The sequence below is a fragment of the Pseudomonas sp. NMI760_13 genome (assembly GCF_021283245.1).
Classification (GTDB): domain Bacteria; phylum Pseudomonadota; class Gammaproteobacteria; order Pseudomonadales; family Pseudomonadaceae; genus Aquipseudomonas; species Aquipseudomonas peradeniyensis.
In genome coordinates, this window is record NZ_JAJSRC010000024.1 from 17,113 (window position 1) to 32,543 (window position 15,431).

The 15,431-nt window shown below is 64.0% G+C and carries 14 protein-coding genes; 8 read left to right on the top strand and 6 right to left on the bottom strand.

Annotated features, from left to right (window positions below; translation table 11 throughout):
- Window positions 1-77 precede the first annotated feature (77 nt).
- Entirely contained in the window at window positions 78-1,112 is a 1,035-nt protein-coding gene (dapD, locus tag LU671_RS21255) for a 2,3,4,5-tetrahydropyridine-2,6-dicarboxylate N-succinyltransferase (RefSeq protein WP_062574945.1), read from the bottom strand.
- 42 nt (window positions 1,113-1,154) lie between these two features.
- Window positions 1,155-1,502, bottom strand: a complete 348-nt coding sequence (locus tag LU671_RS21260; protein ID WP_203651108.1) for an ArsC family reductase — start codon at window positions 1,500-1,502, stop codon at window positions 1,155-1,157.
- A 280-nt stretch (window positions 1,503-1,782) separates the two neighbouring features.
- On the opposite strand from LU671_RS21260, the gene LU671_RS21265 reads away from it, so the two are divergent.
- Window positions 1,783-3,429 (top strand): Na+/H+ antiporter, encoded by a 1,647-nt coding sequence (locus LU671_RS21265; protein WP_203651109.1) that lies wholly within the window; start codon window positions 1,783-1,785, stop codon window positions 3,427-3,429.
- Here LU671_RS21265 and LU671_RS21270 read toward each other — a convergent pair whose 3' ends face one another.
- The 4 genes from LU671_RS21270 to map all read right to left on the bottom strand — a co-directional run bounded on the left by LU671_RS21270 (window position 3,430) and on the right by map (window position 9,014).
- Window positions 3,430-4,167, bottom strand: a complete 738-nt coding sequence (locus LU671_RS21270; RefSeq protein ID WP_232856792.1) for a hypothetical protein — start codon at window positions 4,165-4,167, stop codon at window positions 3,430-3,432.
- A gap of 121 nt (window positions 4,168-4,288) precedes the next feature.
- A complete protein-coding gene (dapC, locus tag LU671_RS21275) occupies window positions 4,289-5,482 on the bottom strand; it encodes a succinyldiaminopimelate transaminase (RefSeq protein WP_232856794.1) in 1,194 nt (397 codons plus the stop codon).
- A gap of 21 nt (window positions 5,483-5,503) precedes the next feature.
- A complete protein-coding gene (locus LU671_RS21280; protein ID WP_203651122.1) occupies window positions 5,504-8,206 on the bottom strand; it encodes a [protein-PII] uridylyltransferase in 2,703 nt (900 codons plus the stop codon).
- A 25-nt stretch (window positions 8,207-8,231) separates the two neighbouring features.
- A complete protein-coding gene (gene map / locus LU671_RS21285) occupies window positions 8,232-9,014 on the bottom strand; it encodes a type I methionyl aminopeptidase (RefSeq protein ID WP_050704409.1) in 783 nt (260 codons plus the stop codon).
- A 348-nt stretch (window positions 9,015-9,362) separates the two neighbouring features.
- Here map and rpsB point away from each other — a divergent pair, with 348 nt between their 5' ends.
- The 7 genes from rpsB to ispC all read left to right on the top strand — a co-directional run bounded on the left by rpsB (window position 9,363) and on the right by ispC (window position 15,398).
- A complete protein-coding gene (rpsB, locus tag LU671_RS21290) occupies window positions 9,363-10,100 on the top strand; it encodes a 30S ribosomal protein S2 (protein ID WP_028690678.1) in 738 nt (245 codons plus the stop codon).
- Window positions 10,101-10,285: 185 nt separating this feature from the next.
- Window positions 10,286-11,149, top strand: coding sequence for a translation elongation factor Ts (gene tsf / locus LU671_RS21295; protein WP_050704410.1), 864 nt, complete (start codon window positions 10,286-10,288; stop codon window positions 11,147-11,149).
- Between the two features lie 177 nt (window positions 11,150-11,326).
- Window positions 11,327-12,070, top strand: a complete 744-nt coding sequence (pyrH, locus tag LU671_RS21300; RefSeq protein WP_028690676.1) for a UMP kinase — start codon at window positions 11,327-11,329, stop codon at window positions 12,068-12,070.
- A complete protein-coding gene (gene frr / locus LU671_RS21305; protein ID WP_203651124.1) occupies window positions 12,067-12,624 on the top strand; it encodes a ribosome recycling factor in 558 nt (185 codons plus the stop codon). Before pyrH ends, frr begins: the two co-directional genes overlap by 4 nt.
- 16 nt (window positions 12,625-12,640) lie before the next feature.
- The gene (uppS, locus tag LU671_RS21310; RefSeq protein WP_203651126.1) at window positions 12,641-13,396 is read left to right on the top strand and encodes a polyprenyl diphosphate synthase; all 756 of its coding nucleotides are present in this window, start codon (window positions 12,641-12,643) and stop codon (window positions 13,394-13,396) included.
- Window positions 13,396-14,211 carry a phosphatidate cytidylyltransferase gene (locus LU671_RS21315; protein WP_062574937.1) on the top strand — a complete coding sequence of 272 codons (816 nt, stop codon included), beginning with the start codon at window positions 13,396-13,398 and terminating at the stop codon, window positions 14,209-14,211. The genes uppS and LU671_RS21315 overlap by 1 nt, the downstream gene beginning before the upstream one ends.
- On the top strand, window positions 14,208-15,398 hold the full coding sequence (gene ispC, locus LU671_RS21320) for a 1-deoxy-D-xylulose-5-phosphate reductoisomerase (RefSeq protein ID WP_203651128.1): 1,191 nt from the start codon (window positions 14,208-14,210) through the stop codon (window positions 15,396-15,398). Before LU671_RS21315 ends, ispC begins: the two co-directional genes overlap by 4 nt.
- The last annotated feature ends 33 nt before the right edge of the window (window positions 15,399-15,431 follow it).

Consider the following 15,431-nt stretch of genomic DNA (forward strand, 5'->3'; position numbering starts at 1 on the left):
GGAATAAAAATCGGGTCTGCCCACAAGCAACGCCTGGGAGCAGACCCGATCTTATCACTTCAAACCCGGGCAGGTTCTCAGTTGTGCGCGTGCAGCGCCTCGTTCAGTTCGATGGCCGACTTGTGGGTCTTGCACTCCACTGCGCCATTGAGCGAGTTGCGACGGAACAGCAGGTCGGTCTGGCCGGCCAGGTCGCGGGCCTTGACCACCTTGACCAGCTGGTTGTTCTCGTCCAGCAGGTTCACCTTGGTGCCAGCGGTGATGTACAGGCCGGCCTCGACGGTGTTGCGGTCGCCCAGCGGGATGCCGATGCCAGCGTTGGCGCCGATCAGGCAGCCTTCGCCGACCTTGATGACGATGTTGCCGCCACCGGACAGGGTGCCCATGGTCGAGCAGCCGCCGCCCAGGTCCGAGCCCTTGCCGACGAACACGCCGGCGGAGACACGGCCTTCGATCATGCCCGGGCCTTCGGTACCGGCGTTAAAGTTGACGAAGCCTTCGTGCATGATGGTGGTGCCTTCGCCGATGTAGGCGCCCAGGCGCACACGGGCGGTGTCGGCGATGCGCACGCCGGCCGGCACGACGTAGTCGGTCATCTTCGGGAACTTGTCCACCGAGAACACTTCCAGCAGTTCGCCTTTCAGGCGTGCTTCCAGTTGCAGCTCGGCCAGCTCGGCCAGGTCGACCGCGCCCTGGTTGGTCCAGGCGACGTTCGGCAGCAGCGGGAAGATGCCGGCCAGCGATACGCCGTGCGGCTTGACCAGGCGGTGCGACAGCAGGTGCAGCTTGAGGTAGGCCTCGGGGGTGGAGGTCAGCGCGCCGTCTTCGGCCAGCAGGGTGGCGACCAGCGGCTTGTGGCTCTCGGCCAGGCGGGTCAGTAGCGCGGCCTGGGCGGCATCGACGCCCTTGAGCGCGTCGGCCAGCTGGGCGGCCTGGGCGGTGGTGAAGGCGATGGCCTGGTTGCCCCCTTCATAGCCCAGTACCGGTGCAACGGCCGCGACCAGTTCGGCGGACGGCTTGAGCACAGGCTGTGCGTAGAAGACTTCCAGCCAGGCGCCCTGGCGGTTCTGGGTGCCGACACCGAAGGCCAGGCTGAACAGCGATTGAGACATGCGATTACCTCGTACGAAATTGGGATGGAGCGTAATGCGGGATCAGGTCAGCGCCGCGGCGTACAGGTCGGGCTTGAAGCCGACCAGCGTGCGCTCGCCGAGGTCGAGCACCGGGCGCTTGATCATCGACGGTTGGGCGAGCATCAATTCGACGGCCTTGGCCTGGTCGAGATCGGCCTTGCTGGCGTCATCGAGCTTGCGGAAGGTGGTCCCGGCGCGGTTCAGCACGACTTCCCAGCCGTGCTCGTCGCACCAGCGGTTCAGGCTGTCGCGGTCGATGCCCTGGGTCTTGTAGTCGTGGAAGTCGAAGCCGATGGCCTTGTCTTCAAGCCAGGTGCGGGCCTTTTTCATGGTGTCGCAGGCTTTGATGCCGTAGAGAGTGTAAGCCATTGAATGCCTGGGGCAGCCTGGTCGGGCCGGGCGTCCCCGATGCTCCTTGAAGATTGGGTGGGCCGATTATGCGGCATCGATGGGGCTGGCGCCACGGCTGCGGGCTGGAAGGCCACGCCGATGTGTTTCACCGCTTCTCGCGTAGCATTGTGTTACATATTCACGGCCAGGCTGCGACTATCGTGCAGCGGTCCACGATAGCGCGTCCCCGCTAACATATTGTTTCAATGGCGATGTTTCGCCTCGCTGTGGTTTCTCCGATCAAACAGGAAGCTTGCCGATGCAGTCAGCCTATACCGTCCTTATCCTGCTGATGCTGGTGAGCGTGTCAAAACTGGTCGGGCGGGTGCTGCCGCTGCCCTTGCCGCTGGTGCAGATCGGCGCCGGCGCCTTGCTGGCCTGGCCGACCCTGGGGCTGCACGTGGCGCTGGACCCTGAGCTGTTCCTGTTCCTGTTCCTGCCGCCGCTGCTGTTCGCCGACGGCTGGCGCATGCCCAAGCGCGAACTGTGGCGCATCCGCGGACCGGTGGTGGCGCTGGCGGTGGGGCTGGTGCTGTTCACCGTGGTTGGGGCCGGCTACTTCATCCACTGGTTGCTGCCGAGCATTCCGCTGGCGGTGGCCTTCGCCCTGGCGGCGGTGCTGTCGCCCACCGACGCCGTGGCCGTGTCGGCCATCGCCCAGGACCGTCTGCCGACACCGCTGATGCACATGCTCCAGGGCGAGGCGCTGATGAACGACGCTTCGGGCCTGGTGACCTTCAAGTTCGCCCTGGTGGCGGCGATAACCGGGGTATTCTCGTTGACCGAGGCCAGCCTGACTTTCGTCCTGGTCGCCCTTGGTGGCCTGGCGGTGGGGGTGGCGTTGAGCTGGCTGGTCGGGCGCCTGCGCATGTGGATGATCACCCGTGGCTGGGACGACCCGGCCACCCATGTGGTGTTCATGCTGCTGCTGCCCTTTGCTGCCTACGTGCTCGCTGAGCGCCTCGGCGTGTCCGGCATTCTCTCGGCGGTGGCCGCCGGGATGATGCAGAGCTGGCTGGACCTGCTGCCCCGGCAGACCAGCACCCGCCTGCTCAACCGCAGTGTCTGGTCGCTGCTGGAGTTCGCCTTCAACGGGCTGATCTTCCTGCTGCTGGGCCTGCAACTGCCGGACATCATCAAGGCGGTGGTGAGCGACGAGGCTGCCGTGTGGTCGACCCTGGCCTGGCGCTGCCTGGATGTGGTGGCAATCTTCGCCGCGCTGGTGCTGTTGCGGTTCATCTGGGTGCAGAGCATCTGGCGAGCTATCGGCGTGGTTAGACGCTGGCGTGGCAAGCCCGCGCTGGTGCTGATGCCGACCGCGCGCTCGTGCTGGTTGCTGACCCTGGGCGGCGTACGCGGCGCGGTGACCCTGGCGGGCGTGATGTCGGTGCCGCTGCTGATCGGCGCGGGCAAGGCGTTCCCCGAGCGCGACCTGCTCATCTTCATCGCCGCCGGGGTGATACTGCTGTCGCTGGTCAGCGCCTGCATTGCCTTGCCGATCCTGCTGCGCGGCGTGACCAAGAGCCCGGACGAGCGCTTGCACCAGGAAGTGCAGGAGGCCTGGCGACGCACGGCAGAGGCGGCGATCCATGCGCTCGAGGCCGAGGAGGTGATCGATGCCAACGCGCCGCAGGATGCCGCCCAGGCGACTCTGGCCACCGAGCTCAAGGCGCGGCTGATGGCCGAGTACCGCGATGAGCTGGACAGCTACAACGACAGCGCCGAGGCCAGGGCGCTGGCCGAGCAGATGGATCAGCTGGAGCGTCGTTTGCGCCTGCGCGCCCTGCGTGCGCAACGGCTGGAACTGTACGAGCTGCATCGCCAACACTTGGTGGGGGACGAAGTGGTGCGCCAGGTGCTGGGCGAGCTGGACCTGAGCGAGGCCAATCTCGGGCAGGTCCGCTAGTTACTTGCACGAAGCCGGATAGACCAGGCGCATGAAGCGCTTGTCCTTCTTGCTTATTTTCAGGTTATGGCTGCGCTTGAAGCCATGGTGCGTGAGCTTCTGCCTGATGCGGTAATGCATGATCGACTGGCTGTCATAGGGCAGGATGAGCAGGTCGCCGTTGTCGGGCAGTGGCAGGAACTGAGTGGCGAGGTCCTCTTCGATCAGCTCGTCGAGGTCATCCGGGTTGTTGGCCTCGTCGACCAGGAGCACGGCCAGCAACTGGCGCAACGCGTCCAGTTCCCAGGGGATGTTGGCTTGTGGGTGCTGGTGCTCGTGCTCCATGCCCAATGCGTGCCCGAACTCATGCAATACGTACGACTCGAACAACGGGTCCGACAGCTTGACCCCCAATGCCATGGTGGCGCCGTCCACTTCCAGGGCCTGGTTGCCCAGGAAACTGAAATTCACGCCTTCCTGCACATCGGTCTGGATGCGGATCTCGGCTTCGTTGACGTTGTTGTCGAGGAGTTCGAATGTCAGGTTGGCGTATTTCAGCCATTGGCACGCGGTGTCGAAGATCGCTTTCTTGAGCCACGGGCAGGGCGTACCGATGAACGAGATCCTCAGCGTCTGGCCTGGGCGCCAGAACACGGAATGATCGGCCACCGAGCGCTTCTTGCGCGGCTTCATCGCTTGGGGCAGTTGCAGCTTCTGGCGTAGGCGGTAGGTCGCGTTTGCCACGAGAACATCGGACATCGTTGTGCACCTTCAGGGGTTGGGAGGTGCCAACTATCGGTCGCCAGCGTTCTGCACCGACGGTACTTAATGCTTGCCTCGATTGAGATTGCACCCCCCCTGTGAGGAGGGGCGCCTGCCATCAGCGGCCCAGGAACGCGCGAATTCGCTCGGCCGCCTCGATGCACTCGGCCAGCGGCGCGACCAGCGCCATGCGCACGCGCCCAGCGCCCGGATTGACCCCGTCCACTTCGCGGGACAGGTACGAACCCGGCACCACGGTCACATGCTCGGCCTCGAACAGGTCGCGGGTGAAGTCGGCGTCGCTGCCTGGCACCTTGGCCCACAGGTAGAAGCTGCCGTCCGGGCGTTGCACATCGAGCACTGGCTGCAGGATGTCGAGCACGGCATCGTACTTGGCGCGGTACTGGTCGCGGTTGTCGCGCACATGGGCCTCGTCCTGCCAGGCGGCGATGCTGGCCAGCTGGGTCTGCACCGGCATGGCGCAACCATGGTAGGTGCGGTACAGCAGGAACGGCTTGATGATCGCGGCGTCGCCCGCGACGAAGCCCGAACGCAGCCCCGGCAGGTTGGAGCGCTTGGACAGGCTGTGGAACACCACGCAGCGCTTGAAGTCATGACGGCCCAGCTGCGCGCAGGCGCTGAGCAGGCCCGGTGGTGGCGCGTCCTCGTCGAAGTACAGCTCGCTGTAGCACTCATCGGCGGCGATCACGAAGTCGTGCTTGTCGGCCAGGGCGATCAGCTTTTTCAGGGTGTCCATCGGCACCAGGGCGCCGGTGGGGTTGCCCGGGGAGCACAGGAACAGGATCTGGCAACGTTTCCAGACTTCGGCCGGCACGGCGTCGAAGTCGGGGTTGAAGCCATTGTCTTCCAGGCAGGGCAGGTAGTGCGGGGTGGCGCCCGCCAGCAGGGCCGCGCCTTCGTAGATCTGGTAGAACGGGTTGGGGCTGACCACCAGGCCATCTGCCGAGCGATCGACCACGGCCTGGGTGAAGGCGAACAGCGCCTCGCGGGTGCCGTTGACCGGCAGGATATGGCGGTCGGCGTCCAGCCAGCCGGCCGGCACGCTGAAGCGCCGTTCGCACCACTGGCCGATGGCCTGGCGCAGGGCCGGCAGGCCCAGGGTGCTGGGGTAGACCGCCAGCTTGTCGAGGTTGTCAGCCATGGCCTTGGCGACGAAGGCCGGCGATTCGTGCTTCGGCTCGCCGATCGACAGGGCGATCGGGCGTTTGTCCGCCGCCGGCTTCACGCTCCCCAGCAGGGCACGCAGTTTCTCGAACGGGTAGGGCTGGAGCTGGGTCAGTGCTGGGTTCATTGGCGCAAGGTCTCGTTATCGTCAAAAGGTCATGCGGGTGGGGCTGGCATCGCTGGCCTGGCCGGCCTGCAACTGCTGGACGATGGCCTCCTGCAGGCGGCTGCACAGCTGCGGGTCGGACAGCGGCTGGTTGTCGGCGTCGGTGATGAAGAACACGTCCTCCACGCGCTCGCCGAGAGTGGCGATCTTGGCGTTCTGCAGCGAGATGTCGAACTCCAGGAAGATCCGCCCGATCCGCGCCAGCAGGCCGGGCCGGTCCGGGGCGGTGATCTCGAGGATGGTCACCGGGCGCTGGGCATCGTTGAGAATGGTCACCTGCGGTGGGAAATCGAAGTGCTTGAGCTGGCGCGGGACCCGGCGCTGGATGATCGCCGGGTAGTCCTCGGGGGTGCGTAGCGCTTCGGTCAGGCCATCGCGGATCTGCCTGACCCGCTGTGGGTTGTCGCCGATCGAGCCGCCGTCGTTGTCGAGCACGATATAGGTGTCGAGGGTGAACTGGCTGCTCGAGGTGATGATCCGGGCGTCGTGGATGTTCAGGTTGAGCTGGGCCATGGCGGCCACGGTCACGGCGAAGAAATCGTGCTGGTCGGGGGCGTAGATGAAGATCTGCGTGCCGCCCTCGAACTCGCGCTGGGTGGTTTCCTTGATCAGCACCAGCGGCCCGCCGTCGGCCGGCTGCTGGAGGATCGCGTCGCTGTGCCAGGCCACGTCGGCAGCGTTGTGCTTGAGGAAGTAGTCGTCACCCAGTTGCGACCAGAGTTGCTCGACGTCGTCCGGGTCGGTGCCTTCGCGCACCAGGATGTCGAGTGCGGCGCTCTGGGTCTGGCGGATCTGCTCCTCGCGGTCCAGCGGGTTTTCCAGGCCCCGGCGCAGGGCGCGCTTGGTCTCGGTGTAGAGCTGGCGCAAGAGGCTCGCCCGCCAGGAGTTCCACAGGCTGGGGTTGGTGGCGTTGATGTCGGCCACGGTCAGCACGTAGAGGTAGTCCAGGCGCGTCTCGTCGCCCACGTGCAGGGCGAAGTCGTTGATCACCTGCGGGTCGGAGAGGTCCTTGCGCTGGGCAGTGGTAGACATCACCAGGTGGTTCTGCACCAGCCAGACGATCAGCCGGCTGTCCCAGGCCGGCAGCTGGTGACGCGCGCAAAAGGCTTGTGCGTCCACTGCGCCCAGCTCGGAATGGTCGCCCTGGCGACCCTTGCCGATGTCGTGGTAGAGGCCGGCCAGGTAGATCAGCTCGGGCTTGGGCAGGCGACCCATGAGCTTGCTGGCCAGCGGGAATTTCTCGGAAACCGGGGTGTACTGCAGCTTGCGCAGGTGTTTGATCAGGTTGAGGGTGTGCGCATCGACTGTATAGATGTGGAACAGGTCGTGCTGCATCTGCCCGACGATCAGGCCGAACTCCGGCAGGTAGCGGCCGAGGATGCCGTAGCGGTTCATCCGTCGCAGGTTGCGGTGGATGCCGATCTCGCATTTGAACAGCTCGATGAACAGGCTGGTGTTGCGGATATCGTTGCGGAACTTGTCGTCGATCAGGTGGCGGTGCTCGCGCAGCAGGCGCACGGTGTCGGCGCGCACCCCCTTGATCTCGGGGTGCTGCGCCATCAGCACGAAGATTTCCAGCATGGCGAACGGGGTGCGCCGGAAAACATTCGGGTTGACCGCTTCTATATAGCCGTCGTGCAGGCGGAAGCGTGCGTTCAGTGGCTGGGTGGCGCCACTGTCATCATCGGCGAGGATCACTTCCTCGAAGTGCTGGATGATCAGGTCGCACAGCTGGCTGATGCTCATCACCACCCGGTAGTACTGCTGCATGAACTGTTCGATGGCGCGCTTGGGGTTGTCGTCGGTGTAGCCCAGCAGCGCGGCGATGCTGCGCTGGTGGTCGAACAGCAGACGGTCCTCGGCACGCCCGGCGAGCATGTGCAGGGCATAGCGCACGCGCCAGAGGAAGGCCTGGGACGAGGCCAGCAGTTCGTTCTCGCTTTCCAGCAGGAAGTCCTCGCCGGCCAGGGCGTGCAGGTTCAGGGTGCCGTACTGGCGCCGGGCCACCCAGAGCACCGTCTGGATGTCGCGCAGGCCGCCCGGCCCGCCCTTGACGTTGGGCTCGAGGTTGTACTCGGTGTCGTTGTACTTGTGATGGCGGGCCTTGAGTTCGGCACGCTTGGCCAGGAAGAACTCCTTGCTCGGCCACATGTGCGCGGTGCTGGTGGCGTCGAGCATGCGCCGACGCAGCGACTCGGGGCCGGCAATGGTGCGGCTTTCCATCAGGTTGGTGATGACCGTGAGGTCGGCCCGGGCCTGTTCGGCGCATTCGTCGATGGTGCGCACGCTCTGGCCGACTTCCAGGCCAATGTCCCACAGCAGCGTGAGGAAGCGTTCGATGGCGTCGCGGTACTGCTCGTGCTCGGCGGCGTCGAGCAGGATCAACAGGTCGATGTCCGAGAACGGGTGCAGCTCGCCACGGCCGTAGCCGCCCACCGCCACCAGGGCGATGCCGTCCGGCGTGCCCCAGCTGAACTGGTGCCAGGCCTGTTGCAGGATGTTGTCGACGAACCAGGCGCGGTCCTCGATCAGCCGGCGGATCTCGCGGCCTTCACGGAAACGCTTGTCGAGCACCTCGCCGGCCATGCGGATGGCCTTCTTGAAAGCGGCGATGGGGCTTGCCTTGAGGGCCAGTTCCGCCTGGAACTGGCCGCGGTCGAACAGCTCGGGATCCACCTGGGGCATCGAGTCGCGTTCCTGTTAGTCAGTATCAGGCCGAGGTGCGCGGGATGGTGTCGTCCTTGCGCAGGGTGAAGATCTCGTAGCCGCTGGCGGTCACCACCAGGGTGTGCTCCCACTGGGCCGAGAGCTTGCGGTCCTTGGTGATGGCGGTCCAGCCGTCGCCCAGCACCTTGGTGTCGGCCTTGCCCTGGTTGATCATCGGCTCGATGGTGAAGGTCATGCCTTCCTTGAGTTCCATGCCGGTACCGGCGCGGCCGTAGTGGAGGATCTGCGGCTCTTCGTGGAACACCTTGCCGATGCCGTGGCCGCAGAACTCGCGGACCACCGAGAAACCGTTCTTCTCGGCGTGCTTCTGGATCACTTCGCCGATGTCACCCAGGCGGCAGCCGGGCTTGACCAGCTCGATGGCCTTGTACAGGCACTCCTGGGTGACCTTGGACAGGCGCTCGGCCCATGGCGCGACGGTGCCGACATGGAACATGCGGCTGGTGTCGCCGTGGTAGCCGTCCTTGATCACGGTCACGTCGATGTTGATAGTGTCGCCGTCCTTGAGCGCCTTGTCATTGGGAATGCCGTGGCAGACCACATGGTTGATCGAGGTGCAGATCGACTTGGGGAAGCCCTTGTAGTTGAGAGGGGCGGGGATCGCCTGCTGGACGTTGACGATGTAGTCGTGGCACAGGCGGTCGAGCTCCTCGGTGGTGACGCCGGGCTTGACGTGCTCCTCGATCATTTCCAGCACTTCGGCGGCCAGGCGGCCAGCGATGCGCATCTTCTCGATGTCTTCTGCGGTCTTGATGGTGACGGTCATGAACAGGCTCTCTACGGCGCCCTGTGTGGCGCGAACAAACGGGAAAGACCGGATTCTACCAGAGCGCGGCGGCGATCTGTCGGGAGAGTCCCGTGGATCCGCTGGTCTATTGAAGGCATTCTGGCCGCAAAGCATGGGTGCTGCAAAAGCCGCTGACGGACGAAGCATGATCCGGGTTCCGTTCGCGCTCGGCCTGTGGTATAAAATGCGCCGCTTTCGGGGGATGTCCTCCGTCAGCTCAAACCCACACACGTGTCGACACGATGGCCTGGGTGCCCGGTTTCCCTGGAAACACGGGTTGGTCATTGGGATACGTGGAGGCCCAACCCGACTTATCAAGGAACTATCATGTCCCAAGTCAACATGCGCGATATGCTGAAGGCCGGTGTGCACTTCGGCCACCAGACCCGTTACTGGAACCCGAAAATGGGCAAGTACATTTTCGGCGCGCGTAACAAGATCCACATCATCAACCTGGAAAAAACCCTGCCAATGTTCAACGAAGCTCTGTCCTTCGTAGAGCGCCTGGCCCAGGGCAAGAACAAGATCATGTTCGTCGGCACCAAGCGTTCCGCCGGCAAGATCGTCGCCGAGCAAGCTGCTCGTTGCGGTTCGCCATACGTTGACCACCGTTGGTTGGGCGGCATGCTGACCAACTACAAGACCATCCGCGCCTCGATCAAGCGTCTGCGCGACCTGGAAACCCAGGCCGAAGACGGCACCTTTGCCAAGCTGACCAAGAAAGAAGCCCTGATGCGTTCGCGCGATCTGGAAAAACTGGACCGCAGCCTGGGTGGTATCAAGGACATGGGCGGCCTGCCTGATGCCCTGTTCGTGATCGACGTCGACCACGAGCGCATTGCCATCACCGAAGCCAACAAGCTGGGCATTCCGGTCATCGGCGTTGTCGATACCAACAGCAGCCCGGAAGGTGTTGACTACATCATCCCAGGTAACGATGACGCCATCCGCGCCATCGAGCTGTACATGACTTCGATGGCTGACGCCGTCATCCGCGGCCGCAACAACGTTGCCGGCGGCACTGAAGTCTACGCTGAAGAAGCGGCTGCACCTGCTGCTGAGTAATTGACGCCTGGCGTCTACTTGGCACGCAAAAAGGGGGCTTGGCCCCCTTTTTGCCACCTTGAAATCCTGCTGTCAGCAACGGCCCCGCATCATGGGCGAGCTGATATAAAGGCAGCGATTTGCAGAATTTAACGCCCGTGACGAGCGGGTGGAATGGTTGAAAAACTTTCCAAGAGGATTTTGAAATGGCAGCAATTACTGCGGCGCTGGTCAAAGAACTGCGCGAGCGTACTGGCGAAGGCATGATGGATTGCAAAAAGGCCCTGGAAAAGGCCGGCGGCGACATCGAGAAAGCCATTGACGACATGCGTGCCTCGGGCGCCATCAAGGCCGCCAAGAAGGCTGGCAACGTCGCTGCTGAAGGCGCTATCGCCGTCAAGACCGACGGTAAATCCGCCGTTCTGCTGGAAGTGAACTCGCAGACCGACTTCCTGGCTCTGCAGGACGACTTCAAGAACTTCGTTGCCGAAAGCATCGAAGAAGCCTTCGCCCAGAAGCTGACCGACGCAGCTCCGCTGATCGCCTCGCGTGAAGCCGCTCGTGAAGCCCTGGTTGCCAAGTGCGGCGAGAACGTCAACATCCGTCGCCTGGTGCGCGTTGAAGGCGACGTTGTCGGTGCCTACCTGCACGGCAACAAGATCGGTGCCGTTGTTGTCCTGAAAGGCGGCGACGTCGACCTGGCCAAGAACATTGCCATGCACGTTGCAGCCTCGAACCCAGAGTTCCTGGATGCGTCGGAAATCTCCGCCGAGGCCATCGAGCGCGAGAAGAACGTCTTCCTGCAGCTGAACGCCGACAAGATCGCCGGCAAGCCGGAAAACATCGTTGAAAACATGATCAACGGTCGTATCTCCAAGTTCAAGGCCGAAGCCTCGCTGAAAGAGCAAGCCTTCGTCATGGATCCGGAAGTCAAAGTCGGCGCGCTGGCCAAGAAAGCCGGTGCTGAAATCGTTTCCTTCACCTACTTCAAGGTCGGCGAAGGCATCGAGAAGCCGGTTGACGACTTCGCTGCCGAAGTTGCCGCCCAGGTAGCTGCCGCCAAGCAGTAAGACGGATTCGTCTGTCGCCCCGAAGAGGCTGCCCGCTTACGCGCGCAGCCTCTTTGTCAAAGCGGGAGCGGTTCACGAGACCGTTGTTCGCTGACGCATGAATTGCGTCACGCTAGAGTTACGCGCAGGCTGAAACAGCCCGCCAGATTTTTACAAACGCCGCAGGAGAGATTCGCAATGGCTCAGCAGGGCAGTGGTCATCAGGCTCGCTATAAACGCATTCTACTCAAACTTAGCGGCGAGGCCCTGATGGGCTCGGAAGAGTTCGGGATCGACCCCAAGGTCCTGGATCGCATGGCGCTGGAAGTCGGCCAGCTGGTCGGCATCGGCGTTCAGGTCGGCCTGGTGATCGGTGGTGGCAACCTGTTCCGTGGCGCGGCGCTCAGTGCAGCCGGCATGGACCGCGTTACCGGCGACCACATGGGCATGCTGGCCACCGTGATGAACGGTCTGGCCATGCGCGACGCGCTGGAGCGGGCGAACATCACCGCCATCGTCATGTCGGCCATCTCCATGGTAGGCGTGACCGATCACTACGATCGCCGCAAGGCCATGCGCCACCTGAACTCCAAGGAAGTCGTGATCTTCGCTGCCGGTACCGGCAACCCGTTCTTCACCACCGACTCCGCCGCTTGCCTGCGCGCCATCGAAATCGATGCCGACGTGGTATTGAAGGCAACCAAGGTCGATGGTGTATACACTGCAGATCCATTCAAGGACCCGCATGCCGAGAAGTTCGATCATCTGTCCTACGATGAAGTGCTGGATCGCAAGCTGGGCGTAATGGACCTGACGGCAATCTGCCTTTGCCGCGATCACAAGATGCCGCTGCGCGTCTTCAACATGAACAAGCCCGGCGCCCTGCTGAACATCGTGCATGGCGGCGCGGAAGGAACTCTGATCGAGGAAGTTCAAAAATGATCAACGAAATCAAGAAAGACGCCCAGGCGCGCATGCAAAAGTCGCTGGAGTCGCTGATCCACGCATTTGGCCAGATCCGCACCGGCAAGGCGCATCCGAGCGTCCTGGGCAGCGTGATGGTGCCTTACTATGGCTCCGACACCCCGCTGACCAGTGTCGCCAACGTGACCGTCAAGGACAACCAGACCCTGCAAGTCGTGCCTTTCGAGCGCAACATGCTGGGCGCCATCGACAAGGCCATCGGCAGCGCCGGCTTGAATCTCAATCCGACCAACCTGGGCGAGTTGCTGCTGGTCAATATGCCCCCGCTGACCGAAGAAACCCGCAAGGGCTTCACCAAGCAGGCTCGCGCCGCGGCCGAAGATGCGCGCGTTGCCGTGCGCAACATCCGTCGTGACGCCATGGGTGACCTGAAGAAGCTGTCCAAGGACAAGGAAATCAGTGAAGACGAAGAGCGTCGTGCCAGTGCCGACATCGACAAGCTGATCAAGGATATCGAGGCGCAGATCGCCAAGGCCACCGAAGCCAAAGAAAAGGACCTGATGGCCATCTAAGGGTCAGGACGCCTTCATGGAAAAGACCAAGCAGACTGTGCCCTCCGTGGTGCCGCGTCACGTGGCGATCATCATGGATGGGAATAATCGCTGGGCGAAGAAACGCTTCATGCCCGGCGTTGCCGGGCATAAAGCGGGTGTCGATGCGGTGCGCGCCGTGATCGAAGTGTGCGCCGAGGCGAAGGTCGAGGTGCTCACGCTTTTTGCGTTCTCCAGTGAGAACTGGCAGCGACCGGCGGACGAAGTCAGTGCCCTGATGGAGCTGTTCTTCAAGGCGCTGCGCCGCGAGGCCTCGCGCCTGAACGACAACAACATCAGCCTGCGCATCATTGGCGACCGCTCGCGCTTCCATCCTGAGCTTCAGGCGGCGATGCGCGAGGCCGAGGCCGCGACCGCAGGCAGCAACCGTTTCATCCTGCAGATCGCCGCCAACTACGGCGGCCAGTGGGATATCGCCCAGGCTGCCCAGCGCCTGGCGCGTGAGGTTCAGGCCGGTCATCTGCGGCCGGACGACATCACACCGGAGTTGTTGCAGACCTGCCTTGCCACCGGCGACCTGCCGTTGCCCGATCTGTGCATCCGCACCGGCGGCGAGCACCGTATCAGCAACTTCCTGCTGTGGCAGCTGGCCTACGCCGAGCTGTACTTCTCCGACCTCTATTGGCCGGACTTCAAACACGAGGCCATGCGCAACGCGCTGGCCGATTTCGCTTCGCGCCAGCGCCGCTTCGGTAAGACCAGCGAGCAGGTCGAAGCCGGAGCCCGTGCTTAATGCTTAAACAACGCATCATTACCGCGCTGATCCTGCTGCCGATCGCGTTGGGTGGTTTCTTCCTGCTCAACGGTGGAGATTTCGCCCTGTTCATCGGCTTCGTGGTGACGCTCGGTGCCTGGGAGTGGGCGCGCCTCGCCGGCCTGGTCGCGCAGCCGCTGCGCATCGCCTACGCCGCGGTGGTGGCGGGCGGCCTGATGTTGCTCTACCTGATGCCCGACCTTGCGCCCTGGGTGCTGGGCGCCTCGGTGATCTGGTGGGCCCTGGCCACCTGGCTGGTGCTGACCTACCCGCGCAGCGGCGAGCTGTGGAGCAGCGCCGCCTGTCGCCTGCTGATTGGCCTGCTGGTACTGCTGCCTGCCTGGCAGGGCCTGGTACTGCTCAAGCACTGGCCGTTGGGCAACTGGCTGATCCTGTCGGTGATGGTGCTGGTCTGGGCTGCCGATATCGGCGCGTACTTCTCCGGTCGGGCCTTCGGCAAGCGCAAGCTGGCGCCGCAGGTCAGTCCGGGCAAGAGCTGGGAGGGCGTCTATGGCGGCCTCGCGGTCAGCCTGCTGATCACCCTGGCCGTGGGTTTCTCCCGCGACTGGAGTATCGGCCAGGTGCTGCTGGGCCTGCTGGGGGCTGTCGTTGTAGTGATGTCCTCGGTGGTCGGCGACCTGACCGAAAGCATGTTCAAGCGCCGTGAAGGCATCAAGGACAGCAGCAACCTGCTGCCGGGTCATGGCGGCGTGCTCGATCGCATCGACAGCCTGACCGCGGCGATTCCGATGTTTGCCGTGCTGCTGTGGGCGGCTGAGTGGGGTGTGATGTGAGTGCCGTGCAACGCATAACCGTGCTGGGGGCCACCGGCTCCATCGGCCTGAGCACGCTGGATGTCATTGCCCGCCACCCTGACCGTTACCAGGTGTTCGCCCTCAGCGGCTATTCGCGCATCGACGAACTGCTGGCCCTGTGCGAGCGTCATCGTCCGGCGTTCGCCGTGGTGCCGAGCGCCGAGGCGGCCATGCGCCTGCGTCAGGGGCTGGCCGCGGCGGGCTGCGCCACCGAGGTGCTCGAGGGTGAGGCCGGGTTGTGTCAGGTGGCCGCTGCGTCCGAGGTGGATACCGTGATGGCGGCCATCGTCGGCGCCGCCGGCCTGCGCCCGACCCTGGCCGCGGTCGAGGCGGGCAAGAAGGTGTTGCTGGCCAACAAGGAGGCCCTGGTGATGTCCGGGGCCCTGTTCATGGATGCGGTGCACCGCAGTGGTTCGGTGTTGCTGCCGATCGACAGCGAGCACAACGCGATCTTCCAGTGCATGCCCGGCGATTACGCCCGTGGCCTGGGCGCTGTCGGCGTGCGCCGGATCCTGCTGACCGCCTCCGGCGGGCCGTTCCGCGAAACCCCTGCTGAAGCATTGCTGGATGTAACTCCGGAGCAGGCCTGCGCGCACCCGAACTGGTCCATGGGTCGCAAGATCTCGGTCGACTCGGCCAGCATGCTGAACAAAGGCCTGGAACTGATCGAAGCCTGCTGGCTGTTCGATGCCAAGCCGTCCCAGATTGAAGTGGTGGTGCACCCGCAGAGCGTCATTCACTCGCTGGTGGATTACGTCGATGGCTCGGTGCTTGCCCAGCTGGGCAACCCGGACATGCGCACACCGATCTCCAACGCCCTGGCCTGGCCGGAGCGTATCGATTCGGGCGTCGCGCCGCTGGACCTGTTCGCCATCGCCCGTCTGGACTTCCAGGCGCCCGACGAACAGCGCTTCCCATGCCTGCGCCTGGCGCGTCAGGCTGCCGAGGCGGGCAACAGCGCGCCGGCGGTGCTCAACGCCGCCAACGAAGTGGCTGTCGAGGCGTTTCTCCAGCGGCGTATCCGCTTCCCGGAGATCGCGGGTATGATCGAACAGGTGCTCGACCAGGAGCCCGTGGTGGCATTGCCCACCCTCGAGGCGGTGTTCGCCGCCGACCAGCGTGCCCGGGAGCTCTCCCGGGAATGGCTGCGACGCCACGGCCGCTGAAGCCTGCGGCCGACTCCGCCGAATGTCACCCGG

Coding starts and splice junctions, on each gene's coding strand:
- LU671_RS21265 (WP_203651109.1), top strand. CDS start 1,783: ATGCAGTCAGCCTATACCGTCCTTATCCTGCTGATGCTGGTGAGCGTG.
- dapD (WP_062574945.1), bottom strand. CDS start 1,112: ATGTCTCAATCGCTGTTCAGCCTGGCCTTCGGTGTCGGCACCCAGAAC.
- pyrH (WP_028690676.1), top strand. CDS start 11,327: ATGGCTCAGCAGGGCAGTGGTCATCAGGCTCGCTATAAACGCATTCTA.
- map (WP_050704409.1), bottom strand. CDS start 9,014: ATGACCGTCACCATCAAGACCGCAGAAGACATCGAGAAGATGCGCATC.
- LU671_RS21280 (WP_203651122.1), bottom strand. CDS start 8,206: ATGCCCCAGGTGGATCCCGAGCTGTTCGACCGCGGCCAGTTCCAGGCG.
- LU671_RS21260 (WP_203651108.1), bottom strand. CDS start 1,502: ATGGCTTACACTCTCTACGGCATCAAAGCCTGCGACACCATGAAAAAG.
- LU671_RS21315 (WP_062574937.1), top strand. CDS start 13,396: ATGCTTAAACAACGCATCATTACCGCGCTGATCCTGCTGCCGATCGCG.
- dapC (WP_232856794.1), bottom strand. CDS start 5,482: ATGAACCCAGCACTGACCCAGCTCCAGCCCTACCCGTTCGAGAAACTG.
- rpsB (WP_028690678.1), top strand. CDS start 9,363: ATGTCCCAAGTCAACATGCGCGATATGCTGAAGGCCGGTGTGCACTTC.
- LU671_RS21270 (WP_232856792.1), bottom strand. CDS start 4,167: ATGTCCGATGTTCTCGTGGCAAACGCGACCTACCGCCTACGCCAGAAG.
- uppS (WP_203651126.1), top strand. CDS start 12,641: ATGGAAAAGACCAAGCAGACTGTGCCCTCCGTGGTGCCGCGTCACGTG.
- frr (WP_203651124.1), top strand. CDS start 12,067: ATGATCAACGAAATCAAGAAAGACGCCCAGGCGCGCATGCAAAAGTCG.
- tsf (WP_050704410.1), top strand. CDS start 10,286: ATGGCAGCAATTACTGCGGCGCTGGTCAAAGAACTGCGCGAGCGTACT.